The sequence below is a fragment of the Acinetobacter pecorum genome (assembly GCF_014837015.1).
GTDB classification, from domain to species: Bacteria; Pseudomonadota; Gammaproteobacteria; order Pseudomonadales; family Moraxellaceae; genus Acinetobacter; species Acinetobacter pecorum.
In genome coordinates, this window is record NZ_JACSPT010000007.1 from 32,925 (window position 1) to 49,252 (window position 16,328).

Sequence of the window (16,328 nt, forward strand, 5' to 3'; positions counted from 1 at the left end):
TTAATTTCCTAAAAGCTTATAGGCGATATAGAGCAAAACACCGGGAATCGCGATCCCGAGCGTAGCTTTGAGCGTTTTATTCACCATAAATACCCAGATAAATGCAGCAGTATTCAAGCTAAAGCCACTCAGGGTCGCGGACATGGCAGCACTGCTTCCACTGTCGATAAAAAGCTGGGCAATCACGATCGTTGCCAGTGTAGCCAGTAGATAACCGCCCACACCCGCCAGAATAAAGCGATATAAAATCATCCCACGGTAAGCCAGCATATTGGCTTTGACTTTATTTTTGCTTGAGGGATTTGGTGCAGTAACTGTTCCAGTCGCTATGGTTTGCATATTCGGACTATTCATCATCGGAAATTCTATTTACAAATTTATGAAGTAATTAGTGAGAATGATAACAATTATTATTTATATTTAAAATAAGAAATATAAAGCTATTTAAGTGAAAAATATAAAGAACTATTGATAAGTCTAAAAAAAGGGGGGGAGGGGGAGCGTGGATTAAAATATATAGAATTTAAAAATAAAAACAGCGGCTTGAAAGCCGCTGTTTAAAAACAATCTATTACGAATTAGTCTTGCTGAATACCTGCAACCACCCAGTCCTGATTTGAAGCTGCTGGTTTGGTGAAATGCCAGATTTCTGCGAACGGTTGCGGCAAGCTGTTTAAGTCTTCGCTTACCGTACCGGTAAAGCGTACGCTGACAATATACTGGCCATTGTCAGTCGATGAGTCGACAACCATCGCATTCAGATTTAAAAACTCGGCAACATCCTGATCCTGATTACTCATGATGTCGTTATACATTGACTGATAAAGATCAGGAGTCAGATAACGCTGAATTTCAGAAATGTTGCTTGCTGTATTCATGGACTGAATATGGTTAAAACGCTGACGCGCTACACGCAAGAATGCAGCAGGTTCAGTACCATCCGGTAACTGGCTGCCACTTTGGGTATAAGCTGCACCAAAAGGCGCATTATTTACCGGAGCGGAACCAAGCGGAGCATTATTGCTTGACGTTTGACCACCCACGTTCTGGCCAAAAATATTGGTACTGTCACCACCGCGAGGTGCAGTCGGTGCCTGACCAAAAGGTGCTGTATTACCAGCACCGCTATTTGGTGCAAAAGGGTTAGAAGCTACTTTTTTTTTTGCGCTCATTTTACGGAAAATGAAGAAGGCAACAGCAGCAGCAAGAAGGATCCAGATCCAGCCCGGAATACCACCTTTTTCCTCTTCTGCTTGAGCAGCCTGAGCTTCAGATGCTGCTACACTTTGATCATCCGCCAAGGCATTGGCAGCAACTGCACCAATCGCAGCACCGGCTACACCCGCGGCCACCATACCGCCGACACCCGGACCAGATTTTTGCTGGGTTGCAGCACCGGCAACTGGCGCTTGTTGAGCAGGCGCAGTTTGACGAGGTTGTTGATAAGATTGAGTAGGTTGTGCAGAACGTTGCATGCCGTGACTTTTACCGCCACCGGCACGTTTTGCTTCAGCTGCAAAAGGCGCAACCAATAAAACTGCTGTCAAGAGACCTGTGATCAAACCGCGCTGTCGAACTTCCATTCATTTTTCCTATGAGAATAAAACCTGTTTGTACAGTCTATTTATATAGGCTTTGTGTGGAATTTCAATCAAAAATCTGTATTTTTTTGCTCTTTGTACCAAATAGGCCAGTTTACAGTTAGTTGAGTTCATCACTCAGCGCCATCGCCTCGCTTAAGGCTTCATGTAAACGCGCAACTGCAATAATTTGCACGCCTTCAATGGGTTTTTGCGGTGCATTGCCGCGAGGGACAATAATATATTTAAACCCATGTTTAATCGCTTCTTTTAGGCGTTCCTGGCCGTTCGGCACAGGACGAATCTCTCCAGACAGGCCGACTTCACCAAAAACCGCCAGCTGTTGCGGTAAGGCTTTGCCACGAATGCTGGAGGCGCAGGCGAGAAGTACCGCCAGATCCGAACCGGTTTCGGTGATTTTCAACCCACCGACGATATTGACATAAACATCCTGGCCGGAGGTTTGCACACCACCATGCCGATGCATGACTGCAAGGAGCATATTTAGACGGTTCTGATCCAGGCCAAGCGCTACACGTCTTGGTTGGCCATGTGCATCATCGACCAGTGCCTGAACTTCAACCAGGAGCGGGCGCGTACCTTCCCTGCTGATCATAACAATTGAGCCTGGAATGGCTTCATCATAACGGCTTAAAAAGATGGCTGAAGGATTAGATACTTCGCGCAGACCTTTGTCGGTCATGCCGAACACACCGAGTTCATTAACCGCACCAAAACGGTTTTTGACTGCTCGGATCATTCGGTAACGTGAATCCGACTGGCCTTCAAAATACAGCACACAGTCGACCATATGTTCCAGTACACGTGGGCCGGCCAGTGCGCCTTCTTTGGTCACATGACCGACCAGAAACAAAGACGTGCCGCTATTTTTGGCAAAACGGGTCAACAGAGCCGCTGATTCACGAATCTGTGAGACACCACCCGGTGCAGATTGCAGGGTTTCGGTATACAAGGTTTGGATCGAGTCCAGGATTGCCACCGCAGGACGTTGCTGGGCCAGCACTTCACAAATACGTTCGACGCAGGTTTCTGCCATGACTTTGAGCTGGTCGGTCGGCAGATCCAGACGCTGGGCACGTAAAGCCACCTGAGACAAGGATTCCTCACCGGTCACATACAGGGCCGGATTTTTGGCAGATGCCATGTGCGTGGCTGTTTGTAGCAAGATGGTAGATTTACCAATCCCGGGATCACCGCCGATCAGGACCACCGAACCGGTCACCAGTCCGCCACCCAAGACCCGGTCAAATTCGCTGATACCCGTCGGAAGACGGGTTTCATGAGAGACTGAGACCTGATTTAAGGTAGTAATGCTAGACGCCTGGCCGGCGTATCCACCACCAATTTTTGGCTGGGCGCGATGCGTCACTGCCGGTGCAATGGTCACCTCAACCAGGCTGTTCCATTCCCCGCATTCAGAACACTGCCCCGACCATTTGGGATGATCGGCACCACATTGTTCACAACGATACACACTTTTTGCTTTAGCCATATTTGAAGATGAAGCGATTGAAATTGAGTGACAGCATAGCGGTGAATGCTATCGAAAACCAAGCCTTTCACCTGAAAAATCATGGTTTTTACGACAAGGTTTGTCGCTTTTATTTATGCTGATTTGAATACTGTGCGGTAACGCCGTCTATAATGCCCGTCTTGTTATGCTGGAATGGAACAGATCTTGTCACAATTGCTGAAACATATTGATGCGATCGCACGTGAAAAAAACCGTGATGTGTTATTTGTGCATTTTGATCATTATATACATCCAGATCGGAACGCAGACTCGGTTCGCCAAATGTTGATCGGCTGGCTAGAGCAACAGGGGATTGCCTATATGCCGTGTTTAGGTCTGGATCAAACCGTCCATAGTGAAATCTACCTGGGTGGGCTTTATCTGGATGTACCTTTTGATCTGCATCATAAAACCTATCAAAAACTGAGTGGATATCTGGAAGATGAACAGGGCAATATGAAAATTGAAGGCATTCAGTTCTTTGTTTTATCTTTAGGACTGGCACTGGAGCTTGAATCTGAGCGGGACAAGCTCGCCTGTAGTGGTTTACGTTGCTAAAATTTCATAATGAAAAATGGGAAAACTGAAGTATAAAAAAGCCACGATTTACGTGGCTTTTTTATACTTGGATTGAGTATTTACAAAACTTATCTATTAATACAGCTCACCAGATTTACGTTTTGCAATGAAGTCTTTCGATTCTTTGGCAATGACACCAGACAGTAATAATAATGCGATTAAGTTCGGCACCGCCATGAGGCCGTTAAAGGTATCGGCGAATAGCCAGACCAGATCCAGTGTTGCAATGCAGCCGATAAACACTGAGGCAATATAAATAATGCGATAGGGCAAAACGAATTTTTCGCCAAGTAAATAGCTGGTACATTTTTCGCCATAGTAGCTCCAGCCCAAAATAGTGGAATAAGCGAAGAAAATGATTCCGAAAGTCACCACCCAGCCACCAATACCAGGTAGCAGCTTGTCGAATACACCGATGGTTAATACGGCACCGGTTTGGCCTCCGAATGAATTGCCTGCCATGATATAGCCCATGACCAGAACAATACCGGTGATTGAACAGACAATAATGGTATCAATGAAGGTACCGGTCATAGACACCAGACCTTGACGGGCCGGATGATCGGTTTTTGCCGCTGCGGCCGCAATGGGTGCAGAGCCCATACCCGCTTCGTTGGAGAATACGCCACGTGCTACACCATAACGAATCGCCGCACCAATTGCACCGCCCACTGCGGCCTCTCCAGTAAAGGCATAGGTGAAGATGATTTTAAGCGCAGGAACGACCAGTTCGAGATTATTAAAGATGATAATTAATCCCCCTGCCACATAGCCTATAGCCATAATAGGAACAATCAGTGACGCTGCTCTGGAAATTGATTTAATCCCGCCCAAAATCACCAGTGCCGAAAAAGCGGTGATAATGATACCCGTCATCCAGGTTTCGATGCCCAAGCTGTTTTGCACTGCCAATGCTACGGTATTGGACTGTACGGAGCTGCCGATTCCAAAAGAAGCCAGAGTTCCGAACAAGGCAAAAATCAGCGCCAGCCATTTCCATTTGAGGCCTCGTTCGATGTAGTACATCGGGCCACCGGACATTTCACCTTTCTCATTTTTAATTCGGTATTTGACTGCCAGAACACCTTCACCGTATTTGGTTGCCATACCAAAGAGGGCAGTCATCCACATCCAGAACACAGCCCCTGGACCACCAAGAACACAGGCAGTGGCCACGCCGGCAATATTACCGGTACCAATCGTGGCAGAAAGTGCGGTCATGAGTGAAGCAAATTGGGAAATATCACCTGCGTGGTCTGGGTGCTTGCCAAAGACCTGTTTAAAAGCCAGTGGCAACATGCGGAACTGCCAGAACAATAAACGGAAGGTGAGGAATACCCCGGTACCGACAATCAGTACCAACATATAAGGGCCCCAGACCCAGCCGCTTAAAGTTTCCATTAAACTTTGTAAATTTTGCATAAAATTCTTCTTATGGATCCATGTTTGCGTCGTTCGAGATATTGATTAAAAAGCAATTGCTATGCCAGATGCCTTCATCCTGAGTGCATAAAATGGCTGAATAGTGTTCCATTTTTTACATAATTTTAGGGGTTTTACAAGAAATTACTGAAATCTTGCAGGTCAAAAATAAGGCAGAAATGTGTTTGGAGAGCGATATAAGAAAAATAAATTAACTTCTTCAATTAATCAGGAAATACAAATGATGTGATTTTTATTTTTGTATTCAGCATTTTTTACGTTAATTTGTCGCAAGTAAAATTCGAAGTTGTAATTAATAATGTCAGAAAACTATAACAATTCGTCGGCGGAGCACGATGAATTAAAGCGGAGTCTATCCAACCGGCACCTACAGCTAATTGCCATTGGGGGTGCCATCGGAACCGGCCTGTTTATGGGATCGGGTAAAACCATCAGTCTCGCAGGACCTTCGATTCTGGTGATCTATATGATCATCGGTTTTATGGTCTTTCTGGTGATGCGTGCACTGGGCGAACTGTTACTTTCCAACTTGCAATATAAATCATTTATTGATTTTGCCACGGATCTGATTGGGCCTTGGGCCGGATACTTTGTTGGCTGGACCTACTGGCTGTGCTGGATCACCATCGGGATCGCAGATCTGTCCGCCATCATTTACTATCTGCAATTCTTCAATAATGGCTTGCCCTTTAGTCCTGAAGAGGGGGTAATGATCAGTATTGCCTCGATTGTGTTTATCATAGGCTTGAATCTGGTTACGGTAAAACTGTTTGGTGAAATGGAATTCTGGTTTGCCCTGGTCAAGATTATTGCCATTGTGGTGCTGATTGCCGTCGGCCTCTGGATGATCTTTACAGGATTCACTTCTGATGCTGGAACGGTCGCTTCATTTAGTCATATCTGGGATCATGGCGGGATATTCCCTACAGGTGCCATGGGCTTCCTTGCCGGTTTCCAGATTGCCATCTTTGCCTTTGTCGGGGTGGAGCTGGTGGGGACTACTGCGGCTGAAACCAAAGATCCAGAAAAGAACCTGCCAAAAGCAGTGAATTCTATTCCGATCCGTATCATTATTTTCTATGTTTTGGCATTGCTGATTGTGATGTCAGTGACACCCTGGAACCAGATTGACCCGAATGTTTCGCCCTTTGTAAACCTATTCAGTCAGGCTGGCATTGCAGCGGCTGCGATTATCATGAATCTGGTGGTGTTGTCCTCGGTAATGTCATCAATGAACAGTGGTGTATTCTCGACCAGCCGTATGCTGTTTGGCCTGTCACGTGAAAAGCAGGCACCGGTGGCTTTTGGTCGCCTGAACCGTCGTGCGGTTCCTGCCAACGCCCTGTATTTCTCAGCGGTATGTTTGTTGCTGGGAGCAGCACTGCAGTATTTTGTTCCAAATACTGTCCGGGCATTTACCTTGGCCACGACTTTGTCCACGATTCTGTTTATCTGTGTCTGGATCATTATTATCTGGAGCTATATCGTGTATTACAAAACACGTCCAGAACTGCATGCCAAATCAACCTTTAAGTTGCCGGGCGGTCTGGTGACATGCTGGATGGTAATTATCTTCTTTCTCAGCATGATTGTGGTCTTGGCACTGGAAGAAGATACCCGCCAGGCCCTGATGGTCAGCCCGATCTGGTTTATTTTGCTCATCATTGGCTATTTTGGCTTCTATAAACAGAAACATAAATAAACCTTATCAATAAAAACGTCAGCGATCTGCTGGCGTTTTTTTTTGTCTAAAGATACTCTCTAGCGTTTAACGCTTGGGTCATGCTGAATGATCGCGTTATACTTCATCGAAACTATTACATTAGGTGGTCAGATGCGCCAAGTCATTTGCTACATCAGTATCTTAGCGACAGGTCTCGTTCTTGCAGGTTGTGGACAGTCAGGTGCTTTGCACTTGCCAAATGATCCGAATTACGACAAGCGGGCCAAGTATCTGTTATACAAAAATACTGAAAATGAGTCCAAAGCGTCCGATGAAGAACGCGAGATACCCATGCCACAACAGTTTGCTGCACCTGCCGATTCAGACGTTAAAACCACACCATAACGCTTTCACAGAAAGGATACCTTCATGAGTTTCACCCGCATTAATGGGGTATTGCACGCTGAGCAATGTTCATTACAACAGCTCGCGGAGCAATTTGGCACACCACTTTATGTTTATTCCAAAGCCACTCTGGAAAAACATTTTTTAGATATGGACCGTGCTTTTAACTTTATCGATCATCAAATCTGTTTTGCGGTAAAGTCCAACTCTAATCTTGCGGTATTGAATGTATTGGCAAAGCAAGGTGCAGGTTTTGATATTGTGACCGGTGGTGAATTGGCCCGTGTGCTAAAAGCCGGTGGTGATGCATCGAAAATTGTATTTTCCGGTTTGGGTAAAACTGAAGCAGATATCAAAAAAGCTTTGGAAGTCGGGATTGCGTGTTTCAACGTGGAGTCTTATGCTGAGCTGGATCGTATTCAAAAGGTGGCGGCTGAATTGAATGTCAAAGCACCGATTTCATTGCGCGTGAATCCGGATGTAGATGCCAAAACCCATCCTTATATTTCAACCGGCTTAAAAGAAAATAAATTCGGTATTCCATCGGATAACGTGTTTGAAACATATCAATATGCGGCGTCATTGCCAAATCTGGATGTGGTCGGAATTGACTGCCATATCGGTTCACAGCTGACCGAAACCCAGCCATTTGTGGATGCACTGGATCGGGTTATTGTCATGATTGAGCAGTTAAAAGAGCTGGGCATCCATCTTAAACACATTGATATCGGTGGCGGTCTGGGCGTGACGTATAAAGATGAGACCCCGCCGTCGGTTGAAGAATATGCCAACGCACTGCGTCCAGCTTTAGAAAAACTGGGCTTGAAGGTGTATATGGAGCCGGGACGCAGTATTTCTGCCAATGCGGGGGTGCTACTGACCAAAGTGGATCTGCTGAAGCCAACCAGTCACCGCAACTTCGCGATTATTGATGCAGCGATGAATGACCTGATTCGTCCAGCTTTGTATGAAGCATGGATGGACATTCAACCTGTTAGGCCGCGTACTGATGTCGAAAGCAAAGAATGGGATGTCGTGGGTGCCATCTGTGAAACTGGTGATTTCCTGGGTAAAGAGCGCAAGCTTGCGATCAAGGAAAATGATGTGCTGGCAGTGCTTGGTGCGGGTGCATACGGCTTTGTCATGAGTTCAAACTATAACAGCCGTGGCCGTGCTGCTGAGGTGATGGTCGACGCCGATCAGGCGCATCTGATTCGTGAACGTGAAACGATTGAATCCCTCTGGGAACGTGAGCGTTTATTGCCTTAAGGAGTAAATCAGGATGTTATTAGAATTTACCAAGATGCATGGCTTGGGCAATGACTTTATGGTAGTGGACCTGATCAGCCAGCGTGCTTATCTGGATACCCTGACGATTCAACGCCTGGCCAACCGTCACTTTGGGGTTGGTTTTGATCAGTTATTGATCGTTGAGCCGCCTGATATTCCGAGTGCAGACTTTAAATACCGGATTTTTAATGCTGATGGTTCGGAAGTGGAACAATGTGGCAACGGTGTGCGCTGTTTTGCCAAGTTTGTGCATGATCGGCAGTTGACCGCCAAAACCAAAATCAAGGTACAAACCAAGTCAGGTATTGTAGTACCAGAATTGGGCGCGAATGGCTGGGTGCGTGTGAATATGGGCTATCCAAAATTCCTGCCTCAGGAAATTCCATTTGTGGCTGATGCGCCGGAGAGCCTGTATGACATCGATCTTGCTGGCGGTGAAAAGCTGACGATTGATGTGGTGAATATGGGCAATCCACATGCGGTAACGATTGTACCGGATGTGATTGCTGCCGATGTCGCACGTATTGGTCCGCAGGTCGAGTCGCATGCACGTTTCCCTGCACGGGTCAATGCGGGCTTTATGCAAATTATTGATGATAAACATGCGCGTTTACGTGTGTTTGAGCGTGGTGTAGGCGAGACCTTGGCCTGTGGTACAGGTGCCTGTGCAGCCGCAGTGTCTGGTATGCGCCGTGGTCTGCTGTCGAGCAAAGTCGAAATCGAACTTGCAGGTGGAAAGTTGCAGATTGAGTGGAAAGAAGGTGATGTGGTGTGGATGACCGGTCCAACGGCTACCGTGTATGAAGGTCGTCTGGATTTACGTTACTTCCAGAGCTAGATTTCGTGCCGCTTGAGAAAAAGCACTGTCTGATCGATGGTGCTTTTTTTTATGCTAGGATGGGAAAAACTGTAGAATTTGAATGAGATGAATAAGCTTGTTTTCCTGCCGGGTGCTTCAGGAAGCCAGCACTTTTGGCAGCCATTAAGAGCAGCATTAACCGAATATACAGATCAGCAAGTCATTGCCTATCCAGGCTTTGATGGTGTAGCACCAAATTTAGCTATTCAAAACCTGCATGATCTGCAAGAATTCGTGAAAAAGCAAATTGAAGATGATTCCATTCTAATTGCCCAGTCTATGGGCGGGGTCTTGGCCATTGGGTTGGCACTTAAGCATCCACAGAAAGTCAAAGGGTTGGTATTGTTGGCGACATCTGGTGGTCTGAATTTAAAAACATTTCATTGTGCAGACTGGCGAACAGATTATCGTGAACTGTTTAAAACAGCGCCGGACTGGTTTGAACAAGACCAAACTGAATTTAGCCGCCTTCAGCTCGCAAGTCTGGACGTTCCGATCTTGCTGATCTGGGGCGATCATGATCCTTTAAGCACTGTTCAGCTTGGACAATACTTGGCAGGAATTTTTAAAAATGCAAAATTGCATATTATTAAAGGTGGAGATCATTTCTTTGCTAGCACTCATGCAGATCAGGTTGCAATGCTGATTCAAGATTATCTGGAGCAACTCTAAATGGAGCAAGCAGTGATTGTCCCACCTCAACTCTTGCTCAACATGTGGCTGAAAGAACGTGAAATTCAAAACCAGTCCAAACATACCTTGCAAGCTTATGGGCGTGATGTCTCGGATTTTTTAGAGTTTTGCCAGCGTGAACAGCTCAATTTAAACGATGTGGAAGCCACCGATTTACGCCAGTTTCTGGCTGAGAAAGTCGAACAGCATCAACTGAGTCCCAGCAGCATGCAACGTATGCTTTCAGCCATTCGCCAGTTTATGAAATGGGCCGAGCAGGCTCAGCATATGGCTTTTAATCCTGCGGATGATTTTCAGTTAAAACGTCAATCGCGCCCTTTGCCGGGCATGGTGGATATTGAAACCGTCAACCAGATTATTGATCAGCCTGCGCCTGAAAATGAAATACAGCAGCAAATGTGGCTCCGGGACAAAGCGATGTTAGAGTTGCTTTATTCCAGTGGGCTGCGTCTGGCAGAACTGCAAAGCCTGAGAATTAAAGATATTGATTTCAACCGGCAGTTATTACGCATTACTGGTAAAGGTAATAAGACCCGGATTGTGCCTTTTGGCTCCAAGGCCAAAGACAGCGTGATGGCCTGGTTGCAAGTCTATCCCTTATGGAATGGTGATTTTGTGCCGGAGGCGAACGTATTTATTACCCAGAAAGGCAATCCGCTCGGTGCAAGACAGATTGAGAATCGGGTTAAATTTCAGGCGCAGCGTGCAGGCGTCAATGTAGATTTACATCCGCATTTGTTAAGACATTGTTTTGCGAGTCACATGTTATCCAATAGCCGGGACTTACGCGCCGTGCAGGAAATGCTGGGACACAGTAATTTAACCACTACGCAAATTTATACCCATGTCGATTTTGATCATCTGGCTCAAATTTATGATCAGGCTCATCCGCGTGCGCAACATAAAGAAGATTGATCATATGCCAGGTTTTAAGGAATAGAGATCATAAAAAATGTATTTTTGGCATAAAACTTTCATATATAAACCTTAAAATGGAATTCAACTGAACATTGGCGTTGGGATTGGCATTTCACTATTGTCTTATTCGTTAAATGCGCCATTTCAGGTATAACAATAAATACTATTTAATATTTAAAATGAAATATTACTGAGCAGAGTCTCAGTATTTGACCGATGGGAGGCAATATGGACACACTGGTAATTGCGGACATAGAACAAAAATATGCACAGTTAAGTGAGGCTCAAAAAGAAATGTTTGCCGGTTATGGTTTGCGGCAAATCAAGCATTTTGTGGACATTAGCTTACCCAATCTTGAAGCGACTTTGCCTGAAGGTGCCATTATTCAAGGCATTAATGCCGATGGTAAAGTTCAGGCATTTAACGCGAGCACCGGACAATACTATTTATGGATTTCTGACCTGCAATGGCAATTGTCGAATCGTGCGACACAGGCAGTCGACTTAAAAGAAGATGCAGTTGCGATTTGGCAAATTTTTGAGTTGGCAAACTATGAACTGGTGGATTTAAGCCATGTACATCGTGATTTTTTGGCACAAGAAACTCATTAAATGTTCCTACAGCTACCATAATATAAAAAATTAAGACTCGGGCTGTATTCTGGTTTTGCTCAAGAGGAGAGGGTTGTCTTTAAGCATATCAGCACAGGCAACCTCACTTTTATCTTTTAATAAAACTTGCAGCTTAGTTAATTTCAGTCCAGCTTCGGATTAAAGATACTGTTCAGAATTAAAATTAAACCTATGCCAGCGTCGCTACTTGTAATTCATTCTTTTATAGATCTTCTAAAGGCAGCTGGAAACTCTGTTTGATAATCTGGCTGGGTAAATCCGTTTTGACACTGGTAATGCCATTTTTTTTTGTCAGATGAGTCGACTGGAATTTCCGGTAACTTTCCAGATCAGGCACCACGACTTTCAGCATCGCATCACTTTCCCCCAGAATAATGTAGCACTCCATCACCTGCGGCAGTTCTTTCATTGCTTCAATAAAGGTGTCGATGGTTTCGGCATCCTGACCGACCAGCCAGATGCGCGAAAATAGGATCAACTGAAACCCAATTTTTTGTTGATCAACGATAGTGGTGTAATTCTGAATGACACCTGCATCTTCCAGTAATTTTACCCGGCGCAAACAGGATGATGGTGAAAGTCCGATTTCCCGTGCCAGATCATTATTCTGAATACGGCCGTTGGCTTGTAAGTAACGAATGATATTTTTATCAATCCGATCAAGTTTTACCCGCACAGACTTGGTGGATATTTTCATAAATTAGAATAATATTCGAAAAATGAAACTTATTATAGAATAAAAAGAAAGCCAATTTTATAAAAAATCACAGATACTTATTGCATTTTCTGGAGTTTGAAAGGAAAAGGAAATGTCTGTATTTGCACTCTTTGCACTGACCGTGCTTCCCCTGATTTTTACGCCTGGACCCGATATGTTGTTTATCCTGTCTCAAGTGATGGGTAAAGATGCAAAAGCAGGCATGATGGCAACCGTAGGAGTGTGTTGCGGTTATCTGGTGCATTCGATCCTGGTAGCGCTAGGTATTGCCGCCATCATTGTTTCTTTTCCTGTACTGTTTGAAACCATTCGCTGGCTCGGGATCGCGTATCTGTTGTATCTGGCTTTTGGTTTGCTTAAATCGGTATTCAGTAAAAATGCGCTAAATATTGAGAAAAAAACTTCGCCCAATCCGATTCAAAAAGGATTTTTTACTGCCCTGTTAAATCCAAAAGGTATGCTGATCTATTTTGCAATTTTACCGCAGTTTATTGATAAATCAGCCAATACAGTGAGCCAGGGTTTGATTCTTTCTTTTATTTTTATCAGTCTTATTTTTGTGGTGTATTGTGGCTTAAGTATTCTATTCAGCAAAATCAGCCAGAAAACTCAAATAGATGAACGTAAACAAAAATGGGTGGATGGAACTTCGGGTGGTTTACTGGCACTTGCCGCAAGCTGGCTCATCATCAATTAATCGGATCCCGAAAAAGTATACTGTTCGCAGTATGCTTTTTTATGATTGAGAAAATTTGAAAAGAAGTAATTACTTTGTCAGAGTCGGATGAATGTACTGGTTTATTATTTATTCAATTTGTCTATATATTGAGTTTAATTCGCTCTCAATATGATTTCTGTCTAAAATGACAAAAGCTGACATATCTATATTTCGTCTATTTTGCTTCAAGCGGCTTTAAATCAATTTAAATTTAAAGTCATCAATCAAAACTTCTGATGTGATTAATCAGATAAAAAAATAATATAAATCAATGGTTAAAATTTAAGTAAATATTGATAAATTTCATTGTAATAAAACGATAACAATTAATTGTGAACGCATCGTTCAGGGAAAATTACGCATTTTTACAGCTCTTTGTTGAATTGTGACTTGACCGAAATGCCGTACACATTGCAAGATAGGGCACCTAAAAAAATTTAAGTGAAGAGTTACACTAACTTTTCTCAACATTTACATTTGCTAAAACAGCCGAGGATTACATGAAGGCTCTTGTTGCTGTAAAACGTGTGGTTGATGCCAACGTTAAAGTTCGTGTTAAACCGGACAACAGTGGTGTTGACTTAACTAACGTTAAAATGTCAATTAATCCATTCTGTGAAATCGCAGTGGAAGAAGCGGTTCGTTTAAAAGAAAAAGGAACTGTTTCAGAAATCATTGTTGTTTCTATTGGTCCTAAAGAAGCTCAAGAACAAATCCGTTCTGCAATGGCGCTTGGTGCTGACCGCGGTATTCTGGTTGAAGCTGATGACAGCCAACTAGGTGCGCTGGAAGTCGCTAAAATTCTGAAAGGCGTTGTTGATGCTGAACAACCACAATTGATCCTTCTAGGCAAGCAAGCGATTGATGACGACTCTAATCAGGTTGGTCAGATGCTGGGTGCTTTATTGGGTGCAGGTCAGGGTACATTCGCTTCTGAAGTGAAAGTAGACGGCGATAAAGTACAAGTAACACGTGAAATTGACGGTGGTTTACAAACTGTTGAACTGACACTTCCTGCAATCATTACCACTGACTTGCGTTTGAACGAGCCACGTTATGCGGCACTTCCAAACATCATGAAAGCGCGTAAAAAACCGCTTGATACCAAGTCACCTGCAGATTTCGGTGTAACCACTACAACTAAACTGAAAACAGTAAAAGTTGAATCTCCTGCAGAGCGTAAAGCTGGCGTACAAGTGAAGTCTGTAGACGAACTTGTAGAAAAATTGAAAAACGAAGCGAAAGTGATCTAATACAGAAGGATAAAAATCATGAGTATTTTAGTTATCGCTGAGCACGACAACAAAGCATTAAACGCTGCTACTTTAAACGTTGTTGCTGCGGCGCAAAAAATCGGTGGTGATATCACTGTATTGGTGGCTGGTTCTGGCGCTCAGGCAGTTGCTGACCAGGCGGCTAAAGTTGCAGGCGTAAGCAAAGTATTGCTTGCTGATGATGCGGCTTATGCAAACCAGTTAGCGGAAAACGTAGCAAAACTGATTGCAGAATTGGGCAAAGATTATAGCCATATCCTTGCTGCTTCTACCACGACTGGTAAAAACATTTTGCCACGTGCAGCTGCGCTTCTTGACGTAAGCATGATCACTGACATCATTGCGGTAGATGGTCCTAAGACCTTCAAGCGCCCAATCTATGCCGGTAATGCGATTGCGACTGTAGAATCAGGCGAAAACATCGTATTGGCGACTGTTCGTGGTACGGCATTTGATGCTGTAGCTGCGGAAGGTGGTTCTGCTGCGGTTGAAGCTATTGCTTCTACTGGTGATGCCGGTATTTCTAAGTTTATTAACGAAGAAATCGTAAAATCTGAACGTCCTGAACTGACAGCTGCACGTATTGTTGTTTCTGGTGGTCGTGGTGTAGGTTCGGGCGAGAACTATCATAAAATCCTTGATCCGCTAGCTGACAAGCTTGGTGCTGCTCAAGGCGCGTCACGTGCTGCAGTAGATGCCGGCTTCGTACCAAACGATATGCAAGTGGGTCAAACTGGTAAAATCGTTGCACCTGACCTGTACATCGCTGTCGGTATTTCTGGTGCGATTCAGCATTTGGCTGGTATGAAAGAGTCTAAAGTGATCGTTGCGATCAACAAAGATGAAGAAGCGCCAATCAACGCAGTTGCTGACTACTGGTTAGTAGGTGACTTGAATGCTGTTATTCCTGAATTGGTTTCTAAAATCTAATTCCTGAATTAGCTTCAAAAAACGTTCTTGTGCGAATAGTGAAAGTAATCTTTTACTGTTTTGTGCAAGGGCGTTTTTTATTGATTTTTTAAAAATACTCGGTAGTCGAAACTAGAGTATGTCATTTGGAGGAAAAGTGATAAAATCCCGGTTTGATTTTTCTCCTGTTTCTCATCATGTCCTTTTCTAAAACCGCACATATCCTATTCATTAGTTTCCTGCTGATCGCGCTTTATCTGGGGATCTGTATTCATACCGCCCTGAATGCACCGATTCTGGTGACCCAGTATTTGTTTAGTGAATCAGGTGCTTTTGAAGTCATGAGCCCATGGCTCTGGTACTTGCTGGCAGTGCTATGTTTGCTGAATGTTGAAATTAAGCCTGATACCCGGGTGTTTGCAGCTTTAGCGGCAGTATTGCTGGGGTTACGGGAAATGGATTTTCACAAGCGCCTGTTCGACATCAGCTTCATCAAAACGAATTTCTATCGCAGTGCTGAAATTCCGCTCATGGATAAGCTGTTTGGATTTATTTTGTTGATCGGGATTATTTTTGTCTTTCTGGTGCTGGCAAAAAAACTGGTGCAAACCGTACGAAGTATGAAAGATTCCTTAAATATTGCACATTTTTTTATCTTTCTTACCATTGTCTGTGGTGGACTGAGCAAGGTGCTGGATCGCACGACCTCAACCCTGAAAGAAGAATTTGGAATCGAGTTGCTAAAACATAGTCAAGTCATGATTATGACGATCGAGGAAGGGGTAGAGATGTTGTTGCCAATTCTATTGATTGTTGCAGTTTTAAGCTACCGTAGAGTATTGAATCAGCCTCACTAAAAATATAAAAAAACCGTTAAAGATACGCCAGTAAATTGGCGTATCTTTTTTTGTATTATTCTATTTTTGCACAATTTAAAGATTAAAAAGAAGCGGATCGGACTGACTGATTTTTGCTTTTTTAATAATAAGAAAATGATCACTAAAATGAAGATAATTAACAAGGTTAAGCCGAATATTTCGACACAAAAATACAAGTGTGTATGCTATAATTTAGGGCTGTATTTTAGTTTTTAACTCAGTCGTTTGAGTTAA

17 protein-coding genes are annotated in these 16,328 nt (G+C 43.9%); 12 read left to right on the forward strand and 5 right to left on the reverse strand.

Annotated features, from left to right (window positions below):
• From H9629_RS06845 to radA, 3 genes are all read right to left on the reverse strand, one after another.
• The gene (locus H9629_RS06845; protein WP_064096297.1) at window positions 1-357 is read right to left on the reverse strand and encodes a hypothetical protein; all 357 of its coding nucleotides are present in this window, start codon (window positions 355-357) and stop codon (window positions 1-3) included.
• A gap of 221 nt (window positions 358-578) precedes the next feature.
• Window positions 579-1,583 carry a Tim44 domain-containing protein gene (locus H9629_RS06850; protein ID WP_064096296.1) on the reverse strand — a complete coding sequence of 335 codons (1,005 nt, stop codon included), beginning with the start codon at window positions 1,581-1,583 and terminating at the stop codon, window positions 579-581.
• Between the two features lie 118 nt (window positions 1,584-1,701).
• Window positions 1,702-3,093 carry a DNA repair protein RadA gene (gene radA, locus H9629_RS06855; protein WP_004645722.1) on the reverse strand — a complete coding sequence of 464 codons (1,392 nt, stop codon included), beginning with the start codon at window positions 3,091-3,093 and terminating at the stop codon, window positions 1,702-1,704.
• Window positions 3,094-3,267: 174 nt separating this feature from the next.
• On the opposite strand from radA, the gene H9629_RS06860 reads away from it, so the two are divergent.
• A complete protein-coding gene (locus H9629_RS06860; RefSeq protein WP_064096295.1) occupies window positions 3,268-3,672 on the forward strand; it encodes a hypothetical protein in 405 nt (134 codons plus the stop codon).
• A 96-nt stretch (window positions 3,673-3,768) separates the two neighbouring features.
• Here H9629_RS06860 and H9629_RS06865 read toward each other — a convergent pair whose 3' ends face one another.
• Entirely contained in the window at window positions 3,769-5,115 is a 1,347-nt protein-coding gene (locus H9629_RS06865; RefSeq protein WP_064096294.1) for an alanine/glycine:cation symporter family protein, read from the reverse strand.
• Window positions 5,116-5,434: 319 nt separating this feature from the next.
• Here H9629_RS06865 and H9629_RS06870 point away from each other — a divergent pair, with 319 nt between their 5' ends.
• The 7 genes from H9629_RS06870 to H9629_RS06900 all read left to right on the forward strand — a co-directional run bounded on the left by H9629_RS06870 (window position 5,435) and on the right by H9629_RS06900 (window position 11,576).
• Complete coding sequence (locus H9629_RS06870) at window positions 5,435-6,838, forward strand: amino acid permease (protein WP_064096293.1); 1,404 nt, start codon at window positions 5,435-5,437, stop codon at window positions 6,836-6,838.
• Between the two features lie 132 nt (window positions 6,839-6,970).
• On the forward strand, window positions 6,971-7,204 hold the full coding sequence (lptM, locus tag H9629_RS06875) for an LPS translocon maturation chaperone LptM (RefSeq protein ID WP_064096473.1): 234 nt from the start codon (window positions 6,971-6,973) through the stop codon (window positions 7,202-7,204).
• A gap of 24 nt (window positions 7,205-7,228) precedes the next feature.
• Entirely contained in the window at window positions 7,229-8,473 is a 1,245-nt protein-coding gene (gene lysA / locus H9629_RS06880) for a diaminopimelate decarboxylase (RefSeq protein WP_191730783.1), read from the forward strand.
• A 13-nt stretch (window positions 8,474-8,486) separates the two neighbouring features.
• Window positions 8,487-9,332 (forward strand): diaminopimelate epimerase, encoded by an 846-nt coding sequence (gene dapF / locus H9629_RS06885; RefSeq protein ID WP_064102827.1) that lies wholly within the window; start codon window positions 8,487-8,489, stop codon window positions 9,330-9,332.
• An 87-nt stretch (window positions 9,333-9,419) separates the two neighbouring features.
• Entirely contained in the window at window positions 9,420-10,025 is a 606-nt protein-coding gene (locus H9629_RS06890) for an alpha/beta fold hydrolase (protein WP_064096290.1), read from the forward strand.
• Window positions 10,026-10,961, forward strand: coding sequence for a site-specific tyrosine recombinase/integron integrase (gene xerA, locus H9629_RS06895; protein ID WP_191730784.1), 936 nt, complete (start codon window positions 10,026-10,028; stop codon window positions 10,959-10,961).
• A 231-nt stretch (window positions 10,962-11,192) separates the two neighbouring features.
• Complete coding sequence (locus tag H9629_RS06900; RefSeq protein WP_064096288.1) at window positions 11,193-11,576, forward strand: hypothetical protein; 384 nt, start codon at window positions 11,193-11,195, stop codon at window positions 11,574-11,576.
• Window positions 11,577-11,799: 223 nt separating this feature from the next.
• Here the strand turns inward: H9629_RS06900 and H9629_RS06905 are convergent, their stop codons facing one another.
• Window positions 11,800-12,294 (reverse strand): Lrp/AsnC family transcriptional regulator, encoded by a 495-nt coding sequence (locus H9629_RS06905; RefSeq protein ID WP_064096287.1) that lies wholly within the window; start codon window positions 12,292-12,294, stop codon window positions 11,800-11,802.
• Window positions 12,295-12,406: 112 nt separating this feature from the next.
• On the opposite strand from H9629_RS06905, the gene H9629_RS06910 reads away from it, so the two are divergent.
• The 4 genes from H9629_RS06910 (at window position 12,407) to H9629_RS06925 (ending at window position 16,073) form a co-directional block, all read left to right on the forward strand.
• A complete protein-coding gene (locus tag H9629_RS06910) occupies window positions 12,407-13,012 on the forward strand; it encodes a LysE family translocator (protein ID WP_064096286.1) in 606 nt (201 codons plus the stop codon).
• 521 nt (window positions 13,013-13,533) lie between these two features.
• Window positions 13,534-14,286: an electron transfer flavoprotein subunit beta/FixA family protein gene (locus H9629_RS06915; RefSeq protein WP_064096285.1), complete on the forward strand. Its 753-nt coding sequence runs from the start codon at window positions 13,534-13,536 to the stop codon at window positions 14,284-14,286.
• An 18-nt stretch (window positions 14,287-14,304) separates the two neighbouring features.
• Window positions 14,305-15,237 (forward strand): FAD-binding protein, encoded by a 933-nt coding sequence (locus H9629_RS06920; protein WP_064096284.1) that lies wholly within the window; start codon window positions 14,305-14,307, stop codon window positions 15,235-15,237.
• 176 nt (window positions 15,238-15,413) lie between these two features.
• On the forward strand, window positions 15,414-16,073 hold the full coding sequence (locus H9629_RS06925) for a hypothetical protein (protein ID WP_191730785.1): 660 nt from the start codon (window positions 15,414-15,416) through the stop codon (window positions 16,071-16,073).
• Window positions 16,074-16,328 lie beyond the last annotated feature (255 nt).